This is a genomic window from Gorillibacterium sp. sgz306347, assembly GCF_059735245.1.
In genome coordinates, this window is the sequence record NZ_JCAPET010000023.1 from 47,225 (window position 1) to 61,396 (window position 14,172).

16 protein-coding genes are annotated in these 14,172 nt (G+C 59.4%); 14 read left to right on the forward strand and 2 right to left on the reverse strand.

Translation table 11 applies throughout. The features are described from left to right. Window positions 1-129 precede the first annotated feature (129 nt). The 5 genes from AC6I6H_RS13625 (at window position 130) to AC6I6H_RS13645 (ending at window position 3,750) form a co-directional block, all read left to right on the forward strand. Complete coding sequence (locus tag AC6I6H_RS13625) at window positions 130-501, forward strand: CidA/LrgA family holin-like protein (RefSeq protein WP_497954406.1); 372 nt, start codon at window positions 130-132, stop codon at window positions 499-501. Beyond that, window positions 501-1,181 carry an LrgB family protein gene (locus tag AC6I6H_RS13630; protein ID WP_497954407.1) on the forward strand — a complete coding sequence of 227 codons (681 nt, stop codon included), beginning with the start codon at window positions 501-503 and terminating at the stop codon, window positions 1,179-1,181. Before AC6I6H_RS13625 ends, AC6I6H_RS13630 begins: the two co-directional genes overlap by 1 nt. 152 nt (window positions 1,182-1,333) lie before the next feature. Next, the gene (locus tag AC6I6H_RS13635; protein ID WP_497954408.1) at window positions 1,334-2,047 is read left to right on the forward strand and encodes a dihydroorotate dehydrogenase electron transfer subunit; all 714 of its coding nucleotides are present in this window, start codon (window positions 1,334-1,336) and stop codon (window positions 2,045-2,047) included. Next, window positions 2,028-2,960, forward strand: a complete 933-nt coding sequence (locus tag AC6I6H_RS13640; RefSeq protein ID WP_497954409.1) for a dihydroorotate dehydrogenase — start codon at window positions 2,028-2,030, stop codon at window positions 2,958-2,960. The genes AC6I6H_RS13635 and AC6I6H_RS13640 overlap by 20 nt, the downstream gene beginning before the upstream one ends. A gap of 73 nt (window positions 2,961-3,033) precedes the next feature. Then, on the forward strand, window positions 3,034-3,750 hold the full coding sequence (locus tag AC6I6H_RS13645) for a serine/threonine protein kinase (RefSeq protein WP_497954410.1): 717 nt from the start codon (window positions 3,034-3,036) through the stop codon (window positions 3,748-3,750). Between the two features lie 96 nt (window positions 3,751-3,846). Here AC6I6H_RS13645 and namA read toward each other — a convergent pair whose 3' ends face one another. After that, a complete protein-coding gene (gene namA / locus AC6I6H_RS13650; RefSeq protein ID WP_497954453.1) occupies window positions 3,847-4,866 on the reverse strand; it encodes an NADPH dehydrogenase NamA in 1,020 nt (339 codons plus the stop codon). A 185-nt stretch (window positions 4,867-5,051) separates the two neighbouring features. Here namA and ymzB point away from each other — a divergent pair, with 185 nt between their 5' ends. The 3 genes from ymzB (at window position 5,052) to AC6I6H_RS13665 (ending at window position 6,535) form a co-directional block, all read left to right on the forward strand. Next, window positions 5,052-5,390, forward strand: coding sequence for a protein YmzB (gene ymzB, locus AC6I6H_RS13655; RefSeq protein WP_497954411.1), 339 nt, complete (start codon window positions 5,052-5,054; stop codon window positions 5,388-5,390). Window positions 5,391-5,657: 267 nt separating this feature from the next. Next, a complete protein-coding gene (locus AC6I6H_RS13660) occupies window positions 5,658-5,867 on the forward strand; it encodes a hypothetical protein (protein WP_497954412.1) in 210 nt (69 codons plus the stop codon). 107 nt (window positions 5,868-5,974) lie between these two features. Further along, complete coding sequence (locus AC6I6H_RS13665; RefSeq protein ID WP_497954413.1) at window positions 5,975-6,535, forward strand: P-loop NTPase family protein; 561 nt, start codon at window positions 5,975-5,977, stop codon at window positions 6,533-6,535. A gap of 16 nt (window positions 6,536-6,551) precedes the next feature. Here the strand turns inward: AC6I6H_RS13665 and AC6I6H_RS13670 are convergent, their stop codons facing one another. Beyond that, a complete protein-coding gene (locus tag AC6I6H_RS13670; RefSeq protein WP_497954414.1) occupies window positions 6,552-7,271 on the reverse strand; it encodes a Crp/Fnr family transcriptional regulator in 720 nt (239 codons plus the stop codon). A 354-nt stretch (window positions 7,272-7,625) separates the two neighbouring features. Here AC6I6H_RS13670 and AC6I6H_RS13675 point away from each other — a divergent pair, with 354 nt between their 5' ends. The 6 genes from AC6I6H_RS13675 (at window position 7,626) to AC6I6H_RS13700 (ending at window position 14,141) form a co-directional block, all read left to right on the forward strand. Further along, window positions 7,626-8,153, forward strand: a complete 528-nt coding sequence (locus tag AC6I6H_RS13675; RefSeq protein WP_497954415.1) for a hypothetical protein — start codon at window positions 7,626-7,628, stop codon at window positions 8,151-8,153. A 152-nt stretch (window positions 8,154-8,305) separates the two neighbouring features. Continuing rightward, window positions 8,306-8,623, forward strand: coding sequence for a membrane protein insertion efficiency factor YidD (yidD, locus tag AC6I6H_RS13680; protein WP_497954416.1), 318 nt, complete (start codon window positions 8,306-8,308; stop codon window positions 8,621-8,623). Between the two features lie 379 nt (window positions 8,624-9,002). Further along, window positions 9,003-11,165, forward strand: a complete 2,163-nt coding sequence (gene metG / locus AC6I6H_RS13685; RefSeq protein WP_497954417.1) for a methionine--tRNA ligase — start codon at window positions 9,003-9,005, stop codon at window positions 11,163-11,165. 275 nt (window positions 11,166-11,440) lie between these two features. Beyond that, complete coding sequence (locus AC6I6H_RS13690) at window positions 11,441-12,454, forward strand: metal ABC transporter solute-binding protein, Zn/Mn family (RefSeq protein WP_497954418.1); 1,014 nt, start codon at window positions 11,441-11,443, stop codon at window positions 12,452-12,454. A 19-nt stretch (window positions 12,455-12,473) separates the two neighbouring features. Then, window positions 12,474-13,337: a metal ABC transporter ATP-binding protein gene (locus AC6I6H_RS13695; RefSeq protein ID WP_497954419.1), complete on the forward strand. Its 864-nt coding sequence runs from the start codon at window positions 12,474-12,476 to the stop codon at window positions 13,335-13,337. Continuing rightward, window positions 13,338-14,141, forward strand: coding sequence for a metal ABC transporter permease (locus AC6I6H_RS13700; RefSeq protein ID WP_497954420.1), 804 nt, complete (start codon window positions 13,338-13,340; stop codon window positions 14,139-14,141). The last annotated feature ends 31 nt before the right edge of the window (window positions 14,142-14,172 follow it).

A 14,172-nucleotide genomic window follows, 5' to 3' on the forward strand; every position in this document is an offset into this window, starting at 1 on the left:
CACGGTTTCGGCTGCATCGGGTGCTTGCCGCGTCCGGTCGGCCGGACCGTGTTTTTTCGGCGGGAGGATGACAAATGGTTTACTCCACTCCGCATGAGGTGTAAACTGGTGTCCGGGAGTTGAAACCACATGAAAAAACTGCTGACCGTCCTTATCCAGATCGCCGCCTTTTTTGTGCTCTCCTTTGTGGGCAATTGGGTTGTTTCGGCGCTTCACCTGCCCGTTCCGGGCACGCTTGTCGCTATCATTTTAACGCTCCTTCTATTGAAAACCGGGGTTCTGAAGCTGAAGTGGCTGCAAAGCGGCGCGGACTTCCTGACCTCGAATCTGGTGCTGTTTTTTATTCCGTCCGCTGTTGTGCTGATGGAGCATACCGGCTTTCTGGCGGCGAACGCATTCGGCATTTTCCTCGTGGTCGTGTTGGGCACGTTCCTCATCATGGTGCTGACCGGAGTCGTTACGGAACGGATGACCGGGCGCGGGAAAGAGAGGCCGATGTGATGCCGCTTTTTTATTTTGCATTGACGGTGGCCGCCTATATCGGAGCGACCTGGCTGTACCGGAGAACGCATTTTCTGCTGTTTTCCCCATTCCTGCTTGCACCCCTTGTGCTGGCCGTCGCCTTCATGAGCTTCGGCGTCAGCTACAGCAGCTACAATGAAGGGGCCTCGTACCTGACGAAAGTGCTTCAGCCGGCGACGGTAGCGTTTGCCGTTCCTCTGTACCGGTATGCCGGGCTTTTGCGGAAGCATCTTTGGGCGGTGCTGACCGGCATTTCCGGCGGAATCGTCATGTCGCTCGGCTCGACGCTTGTGCTGACCTGGCTCGCCGGGCTCGACACGGACACCATTAAGACGCTGCTGCCGCACTCCGTAACCACGCCGTTCGCCATGCTGCTGGCCGATTCGATTCAGGGCGACGCTCAGGTTACCGTCCTGTTTACCATAATGACCGGCATTTGCGGGATGATTATCGGGCCGCTCGTCATTCGCGGCTTCCGCATCAAGCACGAGGTATCCAAAGGACTTCTGCTGGGCGTAGGCGCGCACGCCGCCGGCACGGCCAAGGCGTTCGAGCTCGGCGACCGGGAGGGCGCCGTCGCCAGCGTCGTAACCATTGTCACGGCGTTGGCGACGCTGCTGATCGCTCCGCTGCTGATCAACCTGCTGGGCTGGGGATAAACGTCCGGCTGAGGCCCATGGTGCCAACCGCAAAGTGTGATTTAAGTTACAGCTTCCCCCTGCCGCTTCCGCTACTCTTGATGAGATATAAAACCGGACCCGCCCGGGACGAGCAAGCCCGGAGGATCGGCAATAGGGGAGAGGAACGGCAAATGGCAACGGTGATCAGCAACGACCGGATCGCCTCGGACGTTTACGTCTTGAAGGCGGAAGGCGATTTTGCGGGCGACATGGGACAGTTTTACATGCTGCGCGGATGGGACGGGTATCCCGTTTTGTCCCGGCCGATCAGCATTCACGACCGGGGCGACGGGTATCTTTCCTTTTTGTACCGGGTGGTTGGACAAGGCACGGAGCTGTTGACCCGTTTAAAGCCGGGCGGCGAGATCGGACTGGAAGGTCCGTTCGGGCGAGGGTTCCCCGAGGTTGGGGGGAAAGTCGCTCTCGTCGGCGGCGGAATGGGCACGGCTCCTTTGTTTTATGCGGCGCGCAAGCTGACGGAAGCGGGCGCGCAGGTTGACGCGTACCTGGGCTTCGGCGCGGAGCCGTTTGGCGTGGACGCGTTCCTGGGCGCGGCACAGGAAGTGAAGGTAAACGTCGGCGGCTACATCGCCGACGATTTTGAACCGGCGGGCTACGACGCCGTGTTTACCTGCGGGCCCGCCCCCATGATGCGGGCGGTCGCTCTCAAAGCGGAGCATTCGGCTGCGCGGGTATATGTCTCATTGGAAAAACATATGGCATGCGGAATCGGCGCCTGCCTCGTGTGCAGCTGCGAAACAAAGCACGGCAACCGAAAAGCGTGCACGGACGGGCCGGTATTTGACGCGGAGGAGGTGAACCTCGATGACTTCAACCTCCGTTGAGCTGGCCGGCGTCAAGCTGAAAAACCCGTTCATTATGGCTTCCGGCACCTTCGGCTTCGGCCGCGAGTACGCCCGGTTTGTCGATCCGAACAAGCTTGGCGGCATCTCCGGCAAAGGGCTGACGCTTGCTCCCAAGCCGGGCAACCGGGGGCTGCGCGTGTTTGAAACGCCGTCCGGCATGCTGAACAGCGTGGGGCTGGAGAACCCCGGCATCCCGGCGTTTCTGGCGCATGAGCTGGACGCCATGACGGCCTGGGATACGGCGATCCTGCTCAATCTCGGCGGCGGTACATTGGAGGATTACGTCCGGGGAGCGGAGCTGATCGCCGAGGACGACCGGAACCGCAAGCGGGAAGGCCGCCGTGGCGTCGACATGATCGAGCTGAACATCTCCTGCCCGAACGTCAAGGAAGGCGGGATGGCGTTCGGCGTGGAAACGGAAGTGGCCCGGCAGGTGGTGCGCCAGGTGCGCCGGGCGTCGCCGCTGCCGCTTGCGGTCAAGCTGTCGCCGAACGCCCGGGACATTGCGGAAATGGCGGCCATGTGCGAGGAGGAAGGCGCGGACGCCGTCTCGCTTGTGAACACCTTTACGGCCATGAAGATCGACGTGCGCAAACGGCAGAGCGTATTTGCGAATGCGTACGCCGGCCTTTCCGGTCCGGCGATCAAGCCGATTGCGCTCCGGATGGTGCACCAGGCCGCCAAGGCCGTGTCGATTCCGGTTATCGGGATGGGCGGAATCGCTTCGGCGGAGGACGCCGTTGAGTTTATTATGGCGGGGGCGCACGCCGTGCAGGTGGGCACTTACAATTTCATGAACCTGCGGGCCGGCGAGCAGCTGCAGGAAGACCTGCTCCGCTTTATGGAGGCGGAAGGAATCCGTTCGCTGGACGAGATTCGCGGAATCGTCTGACCGGCCGGTTTAGAGGCTCCCTTTTTTGGCTAACCATTGGTGTAGGCCATATGTCTAAAGAGGAGCGGTCGGTATGAGCGGAAACGGCAGCGGATCGAAGCGGTGGAAGCAGGCGGAGCCCTGCTTGCGTACGGTAGAGCTGGAAGGTTATTCGGGAAAACGGCAGGTATCCGTTCTCCGGCACGGCGAGGAGCTGATCCCGCTGGGCCAGGGAATGGATGCTGCCGTTTTTCGCTGTACGCGGACGCCGGGGATAGCGTTTAAAGTGTTTGCGGAGCATGCGGCCGACAAGATCGGGAAGGAAGAAGACGTGTACCGGCAGCTGGCCGGAGCGCCTTATTTTCCGGTCTTTTACGGAAGAGGCGACCGGTACATCGCGATGAGCCTGGAGGAAGGGCCTACGCTGCTGGAGTGCCTGCTTCAGGGGACGCCGATTCCGAAAACCGTTCTTAAGGAAGTGGAAGAGGCGCGTGATTTCATCCGGGACCGGGGGCTGGCGCCGCGCGACATCCATTTCGGCAATGTTTTGCTGCAGGACGGGCATGCCAAAATCATCGATGTGTCGGAATACGCAGAGGGCGAAGAGGATACGATGTGGGATGACCTCCTGGCCGCATACGACCGGTTTTATCCTTACATTGAAGGAGTCAAAATTCCCGAAAGCGCGATAAAAGCGCTCAAAGCCCTCTACCGCGGCATCGACCGGGCCCAGTACCGTTGGGAGGATTTTGCCGAAAAGGCGCTGGCGCTCCTGCCGGGGAAGCGCCCGGATACGGACGAAAAAAGCTGATGAACGTGCGCCGAAAAAAAAGCCGGCGGCATTCCGGTCCGCTTGCGACCGATTTGCCGTCGGCTTTTTGTGAGGTTAATCGCAGGAGGGCGTGAGTTACCAGCCCCGTTTGTACTGAACGGGCGGCTCGATTTCGTATCCAAGCTCCCGGGCCGCGGTGCGGGGCCAATACGGATCGGTCAGCAAAGGACGGGCGAGGAATATCAAGTCGGCCCGGCCGCCGCGGACGATTTCCTCGGCAAGCGAAGGACTTCCGAGCAGGCCGACCGCTCCGGTCGGGACGCCCGCCTCGCTGCGGATTCGCCCGGCAAAGCCCGCCTGGTAGCCGGGATAGATTGCCGGAGGAGCGGTCGGGACCGAGCCGCCCGAGCTGACGTCGATCAGGTCGACGCCCTGCTTCTTCATTTTGGCTGCATATGCGATGTAATCCTCCACGCCAAGCCCTTCCGGGTGATAGTCGCTGGCGGATACGCGGACAAACAGCGGGCCGCTCCATACCGCCCGGACCGCGTCGATGATTTCGCCCAGCAGGCGGTAGCGGTTTTCGGCGCTGCCGCCGTATTCGTCCGTCCGCTTGTTCGAGAGCGGGGACAGGAACTCGTTAATCAAATAACCGTGCGCGGCATGAATTTCGATGACGTCGAGCCCGGCTTCGCTCGCCCGCTTGGCCGCCGCCGTAAAATCCTCCACCGTGGCGCGGATGTCCTCCTTTGTCATCTCCCGGGGGACCGGAGAGCCTTCCTGGAAGGCGAGGGCCGACGGCGCAACGGAGGCAAGGCCCGGCTCCGCTTTGCGTCCGGCATGTGCAAGCTGGACGGCGATATGCGCCTTCTCGGCATGAACGAGCCGCGCCAAATCGGCGAAGCCGGGGATCTGCTCGTCGTTCCAGAGTCCGAGATCCCGCGTGGAAATCCGGCCGTCCGGATGCACGGCAGTGGCTTCGACCATGATCAGCCCGACCTGGCCCGCCGCGCGGGAAGCATAATGGACTTTATGCCAATCCGTGACCATTCCGTCTTTTTCCAAAGAGGAGTACATACACATAGGCGACATCACAATCCGGTTTTTGAAGGTGACGCCCCTCACTTCGTAAGGAGTGAACAACTGGCTCATAATGATTTCTGCTCCTTTATTTATAGTCTTTTATTTATTTTATCGCATTCCGCCCGGTTTTCCAAAGCAAACGGGGAAGGACGAGAACGCGAGCCGCGCCGGCCGGAGCAAAGCGGACAAACGATTAAGCGGGAACGGAAAAGGGTAAAGCTATACATGGCAGCCGTAACCCAAAGGAGGAGAGAATAATGAAACAGGAAGCGGAAAAGATCACAGCCTGGCTGAAAGGCATGGAGAGCAAAACCCTGACCATCCAAAAGGAGGAGGACGGGGATCTGGACCAGATCAGCCTTGCACTGGAGGAAGTGGTGGAAGCCGTACGCAATGAAACCCATCCGGACGATTACGTTGCTACGCACTCGATTATTCTCAAAGGAGAAGGTTACGTGGTCGCCGGCGGGGAAAAAGTGCAGCTGCCGAACAATCTGTATGAAATTCCTTATGAAGGCGCGATCCGCTTCGGAGAAGAAGGACAGGCGCTGACCATTCAAACCGACCGCGCCTCCTACCGGATTGAGCCGGAGTAAACCGCTGTCGAAAACCGCGGGACAAACGCGGCGGCCCGTCCGGCTGAAGGGTAGAAAAAGGGGTGGCGGCCGCGATTTTTGTCATGAATTGAACGAAAATTCTAAAATTATTCTTTTATGCAAGTGTGATATATGTTATACTTTTGAAGTACCAAAATTAAGCTGACAGTCGGTGGGTTGGGCCGAAAGGTATTCTTTCCCGCAGGACGGAATATCCTCGTTTGGCCGGTGTGCAATTTGCTCTCACGGAAGGGAGAGGGATGCCTTATGTATCCAGGACTTCAGCAATTTATGGGCGAACCGATTGAAATCATCTACCTCGAGTCGGGAAACCGTACGGTTCAACGGAAGATCGATATTCTGACGGCGGGCGACCAATGCGTCTTTGCTTACTGCTTCAACCGCAAAGAGCCCGAGCTTTTCAAAAATCAAAACATTCTCGCCGTTCTGCCCATACAGAAGCCGAATCATCACTAAGCCTTGGATAGCAGGCCCCGTTCCTATAGGGAACGGGGTTTTTATGCTTTTCCCGGCAAATTCTTCATGGTACACTTTGGGAAGTTTCCGGCGGAGGTGCATTTACAGTGAAAAAAGTGTTGGTGATCGGAGCGCCGGGCTCCGGCAAAACGGTATTTTCCGTACGGCTGGCCGAGCGTCTGGCGCTGCCCCTGGTCCACATGGACAGGCTTTATTGGCAGCGGGGGTGGGTCAAAACGCCGCACGAGGAATGGATCCCCCGGGTGCGCGAGGCGTTGGCGGAGGAAGCCTGGGTGATGGACGGCCATTATGCGTCCACGCTGGACATGCGGTTCGAAGCGGCGGATACAATTGTTTTTCTCGATGTGCCGCGGCATGTCAGCGTAAGGGGCGCGTTTTGGCGCCGTCTGAGGAACCTGGGCCGGACACGGCCCGATATGGGACCGGAGTGCGTCGAACGGGTGAACCGCGAGTTTTTCCTGTTCCTGAAGTACATCTGGAAATTCAACCGCATGAGCCGGCCTCAAATCGAAGCGCTGCTGCAAGATGGCGCGAAAGACAAGCGGGTGCTGCGGTTCCGCTCCCGGCGCGAAGCGGCCCGTTTTTTGGATTGTCTGCATGCGGGGGCGGAGAACCGCAAACAAAAAAACGCCGGTATCGGCGTTTGAAGGAGGGCCTGCGGCCTTAAATCCGGCAGATGTTGACGGGGCAATTCTCGCATTGGCAAATTTCCCGGAGCTCATCCATGCTTCGGATGACCAGGTAGCCGTTCTCCTGATCGATAATGCCGTCCTTTTTCAGGTCGCTCAGCATCCGGTTGACGCTTTCGCGGGTCGCCCCGATCATATCGGCCAGCTCCGTGTTGGTGAGCTTCTTGGTGATCAGAATGCTGTCCCCGCGCGGTGTGCCGAAGGTGTTCGAAAGGCGGATCAGCATGGAGCAAAGCGCGCCCGGCTTGCCGAACATCATGAGATCGCGCAGCTTGGCCTGCGTCATCCGGTGCATCATGCCCATCCATTTCATAAACTCGACCGCCAGGGAGCCGTGCTGCCACATCAGAATTTCCAGGTCTTTGTTCACGATATGGCAAATGACGCTGTCTTCCATTACTTCCGCATTCATGCTGTGCGCAGAGCCCTGAAGGCCGTCCAGCTGCCCGAACAAGTCGCCGGCGTTGTGCATGTACAGAATGAACTGCTTGCCTTCGTCGTTCGATTTGGTGATTTGGACGCTGCCTTTTTTGATATAGTAAAGTTTGTCCGCCGCGTCTCCTTCCCAGTACAAATGGGTGCCGGCCGCAACCTTGGTCTCGTACATGATCTCTTCAATCAGTTTAAAGTTATCCTGGGAAAAGACCTCCGTATTCCGGTTAAAGGAAACTTCCGTCTGGGTTTGCTTCGCCATGGATGGACCCCTCCCCTCAATTACCAGTTATTATATCATATTTATCCTGTTTTGTGTGATGTAACTCACTGAAATTATAAAGAAAAGTGATTAATTTCACATTATCTCCACAATTCTTCAAGAAAACGGTACCGAATGGGGCACGAATCGCTTTTTGTCACATTTAACCGGATTTTGGGTCATAAGTCCTATTGTATAAAGGATCGAGCGGATGATAAAAATTGATATTGATAGTGATAAAAATCATTGTTTGGGCTCTCGGACAACTTTACAATAAGCATTGAAGCAACCCGGCGGACGCCCCGATTCAGGAAGATAGAGGCGGCCGAACGGAAAAAATGGGAGGTACCGCAGGTGGGAACGAATGTTATGACGATAGAGGCTTGTGCGCGTCCGACGGAATTGATGGCGGTTGTGGAACGGATGCAGGCACAGCACTCCGAGTTGTCCGACCGGCTGGTAGATTTGGAAAAAGGCGCGGCGCAGCTTGCCGTCCTGAATGACGCGGTGGAGGCGAGCCGTTTGGCCGGCGTGCTCCATGCGCTGATGGTCGCTTTCCGCGATCAGTTCAATGGTCATTTGAACGCGGGCAAGGAAGAGCTTTTCCCGCTTGTCGACGCATATGCCGGACATCTCGTTTGCAGCGGAACGTCCGAAGGGGATTTGAAGGAAGGTTCGCTTCAGGCGCTTCATCAAATTGACGCTTATCTGGCGGCCTCCGCCTGCTGCGGATTCCCGCTGGAAAAGGAAGCGGCCGTAGCGATCGCGGACCGCATGCAGCATACGGCGGCGGCCGTGCTCCGCTATCTCGATCTGGAGAAAAAGCTGGTGTTCCCGCTTGCCGACGAGCTGCTGACCGATCTTGATTATTTCTTCTCCTGACCGCTTTCAAGCGGCAGTTTCCAACCGCCTTCGGGCGGTTTTTTTCTTGCCCGGTCCAGGCCGCGGGCGTGCGGCCCCGCACGCAGGTTTGACAGGGACGGACCGCTGTAGGATAGTGAAGTGAAGAAGCCGAGGGGAAAGGAGGCAGCTGCATGGAAACGGACAAAAAGGCGTTTTGGATCCGCAGCGTACAGGCGCCGATTCGTTTTTACCGTCGTTTTCTGTCCCCGCTGAAGCCGCCCAGCTGCCGCTACTATCCGACCTGCTCGCAGTATGCGCTGGATGCGGTCGAGGAATACGGCGCGGTGCGCGGCTTGTGGATGGCCGCCCGGCGAATCGCCCGCTGCACGCCGTTTCACCCCGGAGGGATCGACCCGGTTCCGCCGAATCCGAAAAAACGGAGGCTGCCCGGCGAGACGCCTTCACCAGGCTGTGAATCCGGGCCAAACGATCCGCTCCCTCCGGCTTGACACGGCTTGCGGCGGTTGGGTATCATGAAGGCATAACTTGGTTCCATGATGGGAAGAGTAGGGGCGGCATCTGTCGCAGAGAGCCGGGAGCGCTGAGAACCGGTACGGAGAACCCCCGAAGATGGTCCCGGAGAACTCGTTTTCGAGCGGCCGGTCATGCCGTTAGGGAGCGACGTATCCCGCGTTAAGGGACGGTTGCCTCGGGCAACCGGCAGAGCCTTGTCCCGCAAGAGACAGGGGAACCTGGGTGGTACCGCGAAGCGCAAGCTCTCGTCCCAAGACGGACGGGGGCTTTTTTGTTTGCGTCCGGCGGAACACCGGGACACCCGGCGCGCATGGAAGGAAGAAGCTGACGGAAACAATTCAAGGAGGGCCGATCATGGCGGAGTACCAAAAAACGTTTTACCTGACCACGCCGATTTATTACCCGAGCGACAAGCTGCATATCGGACACGCCTATACCACGGTGGCCGGGGACGCGATGTCCCGTTACAAGCGGCTCCGCGGCTATGACGTGATGTTCCTTACCGGGACGGACGAGCACGGGCAGAAAATCGAGGAGAAAGCCCGCCAGAAGGGCGTCGAGCCCCAGGCGTTCGTCGATGGCATCGTGACGGGCATCAAGGCGCTGTGGGACAAACTGGACGTGTCTTACAACGATTTCATCCGGACGACGGAAGCGCGGCACACGGAATCGGTGCAGGCCATTTTCCGGAAGTTCCTGAAGCAGGGCGACATCTACAAAGGCGAATACGAGGGCTGGTACAGCGTTCCCGACGAAACCTATTATACGGAGACGCAGTTGGTCGACGTAGAGCGCGGCCCGAACGGGGAAGTCACCGGCGGCAAAAGCCCGGACAGCGGCCATCCCGTACAGCTGGTGAAGGAAGAATGCTACTTTTTCCGCATGAGCAAATACGCGGACCGGCTGCTGGAGTATTACGAGGAAAACCCGGAGTTCATTCAGCCCGAAGCGCGCAAGAACGAGATGGTCAACAACTTCATCAAGCCGGGGCTTGAGGACCTTGCCGTTTCCCGCAGCTCGTTCCGGTGGGGCGTGCCGGTGCCGGGCGACGAAAACCACGTTATTTACGTCTGGATCGACGCTCTTTCCAACTACATCACGGCGCTGGGCTACGGCTCCGACGATCCCCAGCCGTACTACAAGTATTGGCCCGCCGACGTTCACCTGGTCGGCAAGGAAATCGTCCGCTTCCACACCATCTACTGGCCGATCATGCTGATGGCGCTAGGGCTGCCGCTGCCCAAAAAAGTATTCGGCCACGGCTGGCTGCTGATGAAGGACGGCAAAATGTCCAAGTCCAAAGGCAATGTGGTCGACCCGGTTACCCTGATCGACCGGTACGGCCTGGATCAGCTCCGCTATTACCTGCTGCGCGAAGTGCCCTTCGGCTCGGACGGCACCTTCACGCCGGAAAGCTTTGTCGAGCGGGTCAACTACGACCTGGCAAACGACCTCGGCAATCTGCTGAACCGGACCGTCGCCATGATCGGCAAGTATTTTGACGGCGTCGTTCCGGCTTACGTACCGAACGCCACGCCGTTCGATGCGGACCTGATCGCCACGGCCCAGGCATCGGCCGCGAAAGCGGAGGAAGCGCTGGAGAAAATGGAATTTTCCGTGGCGCTGACGGCGATCTGGACGCTGGTCAGCCGCACGAACAAGTACATCGACGAGACCCAGCCGTGGGTTATCGCCCGCGACGAAACCCGCCAGGCGGAGCTCGGCTCCGTGATGTACGCGCTGGCCGAATCGCTGCGGATCGCGTCGGTGCTGCTGCAGCCGTTCCTGACGCGCACGCCTCAGAAGATCTGGGAGCAGCTCGGCATCGTCGAATCGGCCGAAGCGGCCGTCCGTGCGGACGGCCTCGCGCCGGGCGAGGCGTCCGCCGCCGCAAGCGCGGTTACCGCGTGGGACACTGTCCACGCGTTCGGCACGCTGCCAGCGGGGCTCCGCGTGAAGAAGGGCGAGCCCGTCTTCCCGCGGCTTGACGCGGAGCAGGAGGTCGCCGCCATTGCGGCAGCCATGGGCGGCGGAGCAAGCGCGCCCGCGGCGGCCGGCGGCGCGGAAGCCCCGGCGGCGGACACGGCCGCCGGAGCGCCTGCGGGCGGCACGGTCGCGGCGCTGGGCGCGCTCGACCTGCAGGGCGCCGCAGGCAGCGTCCCGGCCGCTGCGGAAGCCGCGCCGGAAAGCAAGGCCGAAATCGGCATCGACGATTTCGGCAAGGTCGAGCTTCGCGTGGCGCAGGTCCTCGCCTGCGAGCCGGTGCCGAAGGCCGACAAGCTGCTGAAGCTGCAGCTGGATCTCGGCACCGAACGCCGCCAGGTCGTATCGGGCATCGCGAAGCATTACAAGCCGGAGGAGCTGGTCGGGCGCAAGGTGATCGTCGTGACCAACCTGAAGCCAGTCAAGCTGCGCGGGGAATTGTCGCAAGGCATGATCCTCGCCGCGTCGCAGGGCGACAAGCTGACGATCGCCACCGTGCCGGACGACATGCCGAACGGAGCCGTGGTCAAGTAAACCGGCCCGTCTTCAGCCGCCCGGCTCAGCCCTGATCGGCCCCTTCCCGCCGTTAACCGGGTACGCCTCATAGCTGTTCCGGGCGGCGGGCGGATGTCGGTCAAAACCGCAACAAACCAAGTACGGCACCAAGAGCAGCAGGCGCTCCGCAGCAGCGGGAAGCCTGCTGTTTTTGGCCGTTTGGGCGCCGGCGATTGACTTCCCCCGCCATCGACTCTATAATCGTAAAAGGTTTTAATCGTTAAGTTTACGTTTTGTGAGAGAAGGGGATTTCATTGAAGACGAAATGGAAGCTCGGCGCACTGCTTCTGTCGCTGACAGCCTTGACGCTGGCCGGCTGCGGCGCGGGCGGGCAAAAGCTTGAGGAAGGCAAACTGAACATCAGCGCCAGCGTTTACCCGCTGGCTGATTTCGCCGAAAAGATCGGCGGGGAATATGCAAACGTCATCTCGGTGGTTCCATCCGGCGTAGAGCCGCATGACTGGTCCCCGAAGAGCCGGGATATCAGCACCATGTCGAAATCGGATCTTTTCCTGTATCAGGGGGCGGGGCTGGAAGTTTGGGTGGAGGATTTCCTCAAATCGCTGCCGGCCGATTCCGGCGTAAAGGTGCTGGAGGTCAGCTCGAAGATCGAGGAGACCGCCGGTACGGCCGAAGCCGGGCATGAGCACGAAGGGGAAGATTCCGCGCATGAGCATGAGGAAGGCGAACACGCGGCGGAAGAAGAAGCCGCGCATGAGGCCGATGAGCATGGGCATTCACATGACGGAGAAGACCCGCACATGTGGCTGAGTCCGAAGCTGGCCAAGCAAATGGCGGAAGCCGTTAAGGACGCGATGGCCGAGGCCGATCCGGCGCATGCGGCCGACTACGAAGCCAACTATGAGGAATTGGCCGGGCGCTTCGACGCTCTCGACGCCAGCTACCGGGATGCGCTCACACCGCTGCCGCGCAAGGATATTGTCGTGCAGCATGCGGCTTTCGGGTATTTAAGCCGCGAATACGGCTTGACTCAGAAAGCGATCATGGGGCTGTCGCCCGACGCGGAGCCTACGGCGCGCGAAATGAAAGAGATCAAAGACTTTGTCAAAGCGAACAACGTACGCTATATTTTCTTTGAAGAGCTCGTTTCCGACAAGCTGGCCAAGACGCTGGCGGCGGATACCGGGGTGGAAACCCTGATGCTGAGCCCGATCGAAGGACGGACGCCGGAGCAGGAGGACGCGGGCGAGGATTACTTCTCCCTGATGGAAAACAATCTCGCCAACCTGGTCAAGGCGCTCCAATAATTGCAAAGGAGAAACACGCATGAACCGCCTATCCGGTGAAGCCGCTTTGCGCGGCGTATGCCACGATCCCATCGTCAGCCTGGAAGGGCTGACCTTTTCCTATGAAGGAAACCGGGTGATCGACGGGCTTGATTTTGTTGTGCGGGAACGGGACTTTGTCGGTCTTGTCGGCTCGAACGGCGCGGGCAAGTCCACCTTGCTGAAGCTGCTCGTCGGGCTTCTGCAGCCCGAAGCGGGGGACATCCGGCTTTTCGGCACGCCGCTCCGGCAGTTCCGCGATTGGGAACGCGTCGGCTACATTCCGCAAAAAAGCAACTTTAACCCGCTCTTCCCGGCCACGGTCCGGGAAGTCGTTTTGTCCGGGCTTTACAACCGCAAAAAGCTTTTCCGCCGCGTCGGCCGCGAGGACGAGCAGCGCTGCTCCGACGCGCTCGACACCCTGGGCATCGCCAACCTGGCCTCCAGAAGGATCGGCCAGCTGTCGGGCGGCCAACAGCAGCGGGCTTTCCTGGCCCGGGCACTGATCGGAAACCCCGATCTGCTGATTCTGGACGAGCCCACCGTCGGCGTCGATGCGGAAACCCAGGAATCCTTTTACGCGCTGCTGGCACATCTGCACCGCCACCACCGGATTACGTTCCTGATGGTTACGCACGATTCGGAAAAGCTGACCGATCTTCTCGGCAAGAACCCGGTGCAAAAGGCGGGAAAGCTGAATTTTTATGTCAAACATACGCATGATCCCGAGGATTGTACGGAAGACACGCTAGCCCATCCGCCCTTTGCGTTTGGCCGGGCCGAGACGGAGGAAGCCCCGGTCGGCGGTACGCAGGGCGAACGGGAGCAGGCGGGATCGGAAAGTGAACGGGGAGGCGCGCGGTAAGTGGATATTTTAATGGATTCCTTTTTTCAAAGAGCGCTGCTCGGCGGAATTCTGATCGGACTGACGGCGCCTCTGATGGGCGTATTTCTCGTGCTGCGCCGCTTGTCGATGATTGGAGATACGCTGTCTCACGTCTCGATTGCGGGCGTCGCCCTCGGCATGCTGATCGGCGTTTATCCGCTGGCGGCGGGGCTCGTGTTTGCGCTGGCCGCTTCGTTTGCGATCGAAAAGCTGCGCAAGGAATACAAAACGTACGCGGAGCTGTCGATCGCCATTATCATGTCCACCGGAATTGCGCTGGCGACGCTTCTGTTTTCGCTCGGCCGGGGCTTTAACGTCAGCGTGACGGGCTATTTGTTCGGGAATGTGTATACGCTTGACCGAACGGATCTTATTTTGGTTGGGGTGGTCACCGTCCTGGTCGCCGTTTTTGTATGGGCGAACTTCAAGGAGATGTTCCTGCTGTTTTTTGACGAAGAAGCGGCGGCGGTCAGCGGGCTGCCGATCCGGTTCTACAACATCGCCATTACAATGCTGACGGCGCTTGTCATCAGCGTGGCGATCAAAATCGTCGGGGCGCTTCTGGTTTCGTCCCTGCTGACGATTCCCGTCGCCGCCAGCCTCCGGCTCGCCAAGAGCTTCCGGCATTCCGTCTGGCTGGCCGTTCTGTTCTCCGAGCTTGCGGTGGTCGCCGGACTGGTCCTGGCTGCGGTATACAATCTTGCGCCGGGAGCCACGGTCGTGCTGCTTCTGGTCGTTTTTCTTCTTTGCACGTTTGTATTCCGACGGCGGCTGCGGGTATAAAAACCCGAAGCCGCCGCCTTTTCTTTTTTAA

Bases quoted from the DNA above. Each gene is read 5' to 3' on its own strand.
- AC6I6H_RS13660 (WP_497954412.1), top strand. From the start codon at position 5,658: ATGTATCCAGGACTTCAGCAATTTATGGGCGAACCGATTGAAATCATC.
- AC6I6H_RS13695 (WP_497954419.1), top strand. From the start codon at position 12,474: ATGAACCGCCTATCCGGTGAAGCCGCTTTGCGCGGCGTATGCCACGAT.
- AC6I6H_RS13645 (WP_497954410.1), top strand. From the start codon at position 3,034: ATGAGCGGAAACGGCAGCGGATCGAAGCGGTGGAAGCAGGCGGAGCCC.
- AC6I6H_RS13670 (WP_497954414.1), bottom strand. From the start codon at position 7,271: ATGGCGAAGCAAACCCAGACGGAAGTTTCCTTTAACCGGAATACGGAG.
- AC6I6H_RS13635 (WP_497954408.1), top strand. From the start codon at position 1,334: ATGGCAACGGTGATCAGCAACGACCGGATCGCCTCGGACGTTTACGTC.
- yidD (WP_497954416.1), top strand. From the start codon at position 8,306: ATGGAAACGGACAAAAAGGCGTTTTGGATCCGCAGCGTACAGGCGCCG.
- AC6I6H_RS13630 (WP_497954407.1), top strand. From the start codon at position 501: ATGCCGCTTTTTTATTTTGCATTGACGGTGGCCGCCTATATCGGAGCG.
- ymzB (WP_497954411.1), top strand. From the start codon at position 5,052: ATGAAACAGGAAGCGGAAAAGATCACAGCCTGGCTGAAAGGCATGGAG.
- AC6I6H_RS13625 (WP_497954406.1), top strand. From the start codon at position 130: ATGAAAAAACTGCTGACCGTCCTTATCCAGATCGCCGCCTTTTTTGTG.
- AC6I6H_RS13640 (WP_497954409.1), top strand. From the start codon at position 2,028: ATGACTTCAACCTCCGTTGAGCTGGCCGGCGTCAAGCTGAAAAACCCG.
- metG (WP_497954417.1), top strand. From the start codon at position 9,003: ATGGCGGAGTACCAAAAAACGTTTTACCTGACCACGCCGATTTATTAC.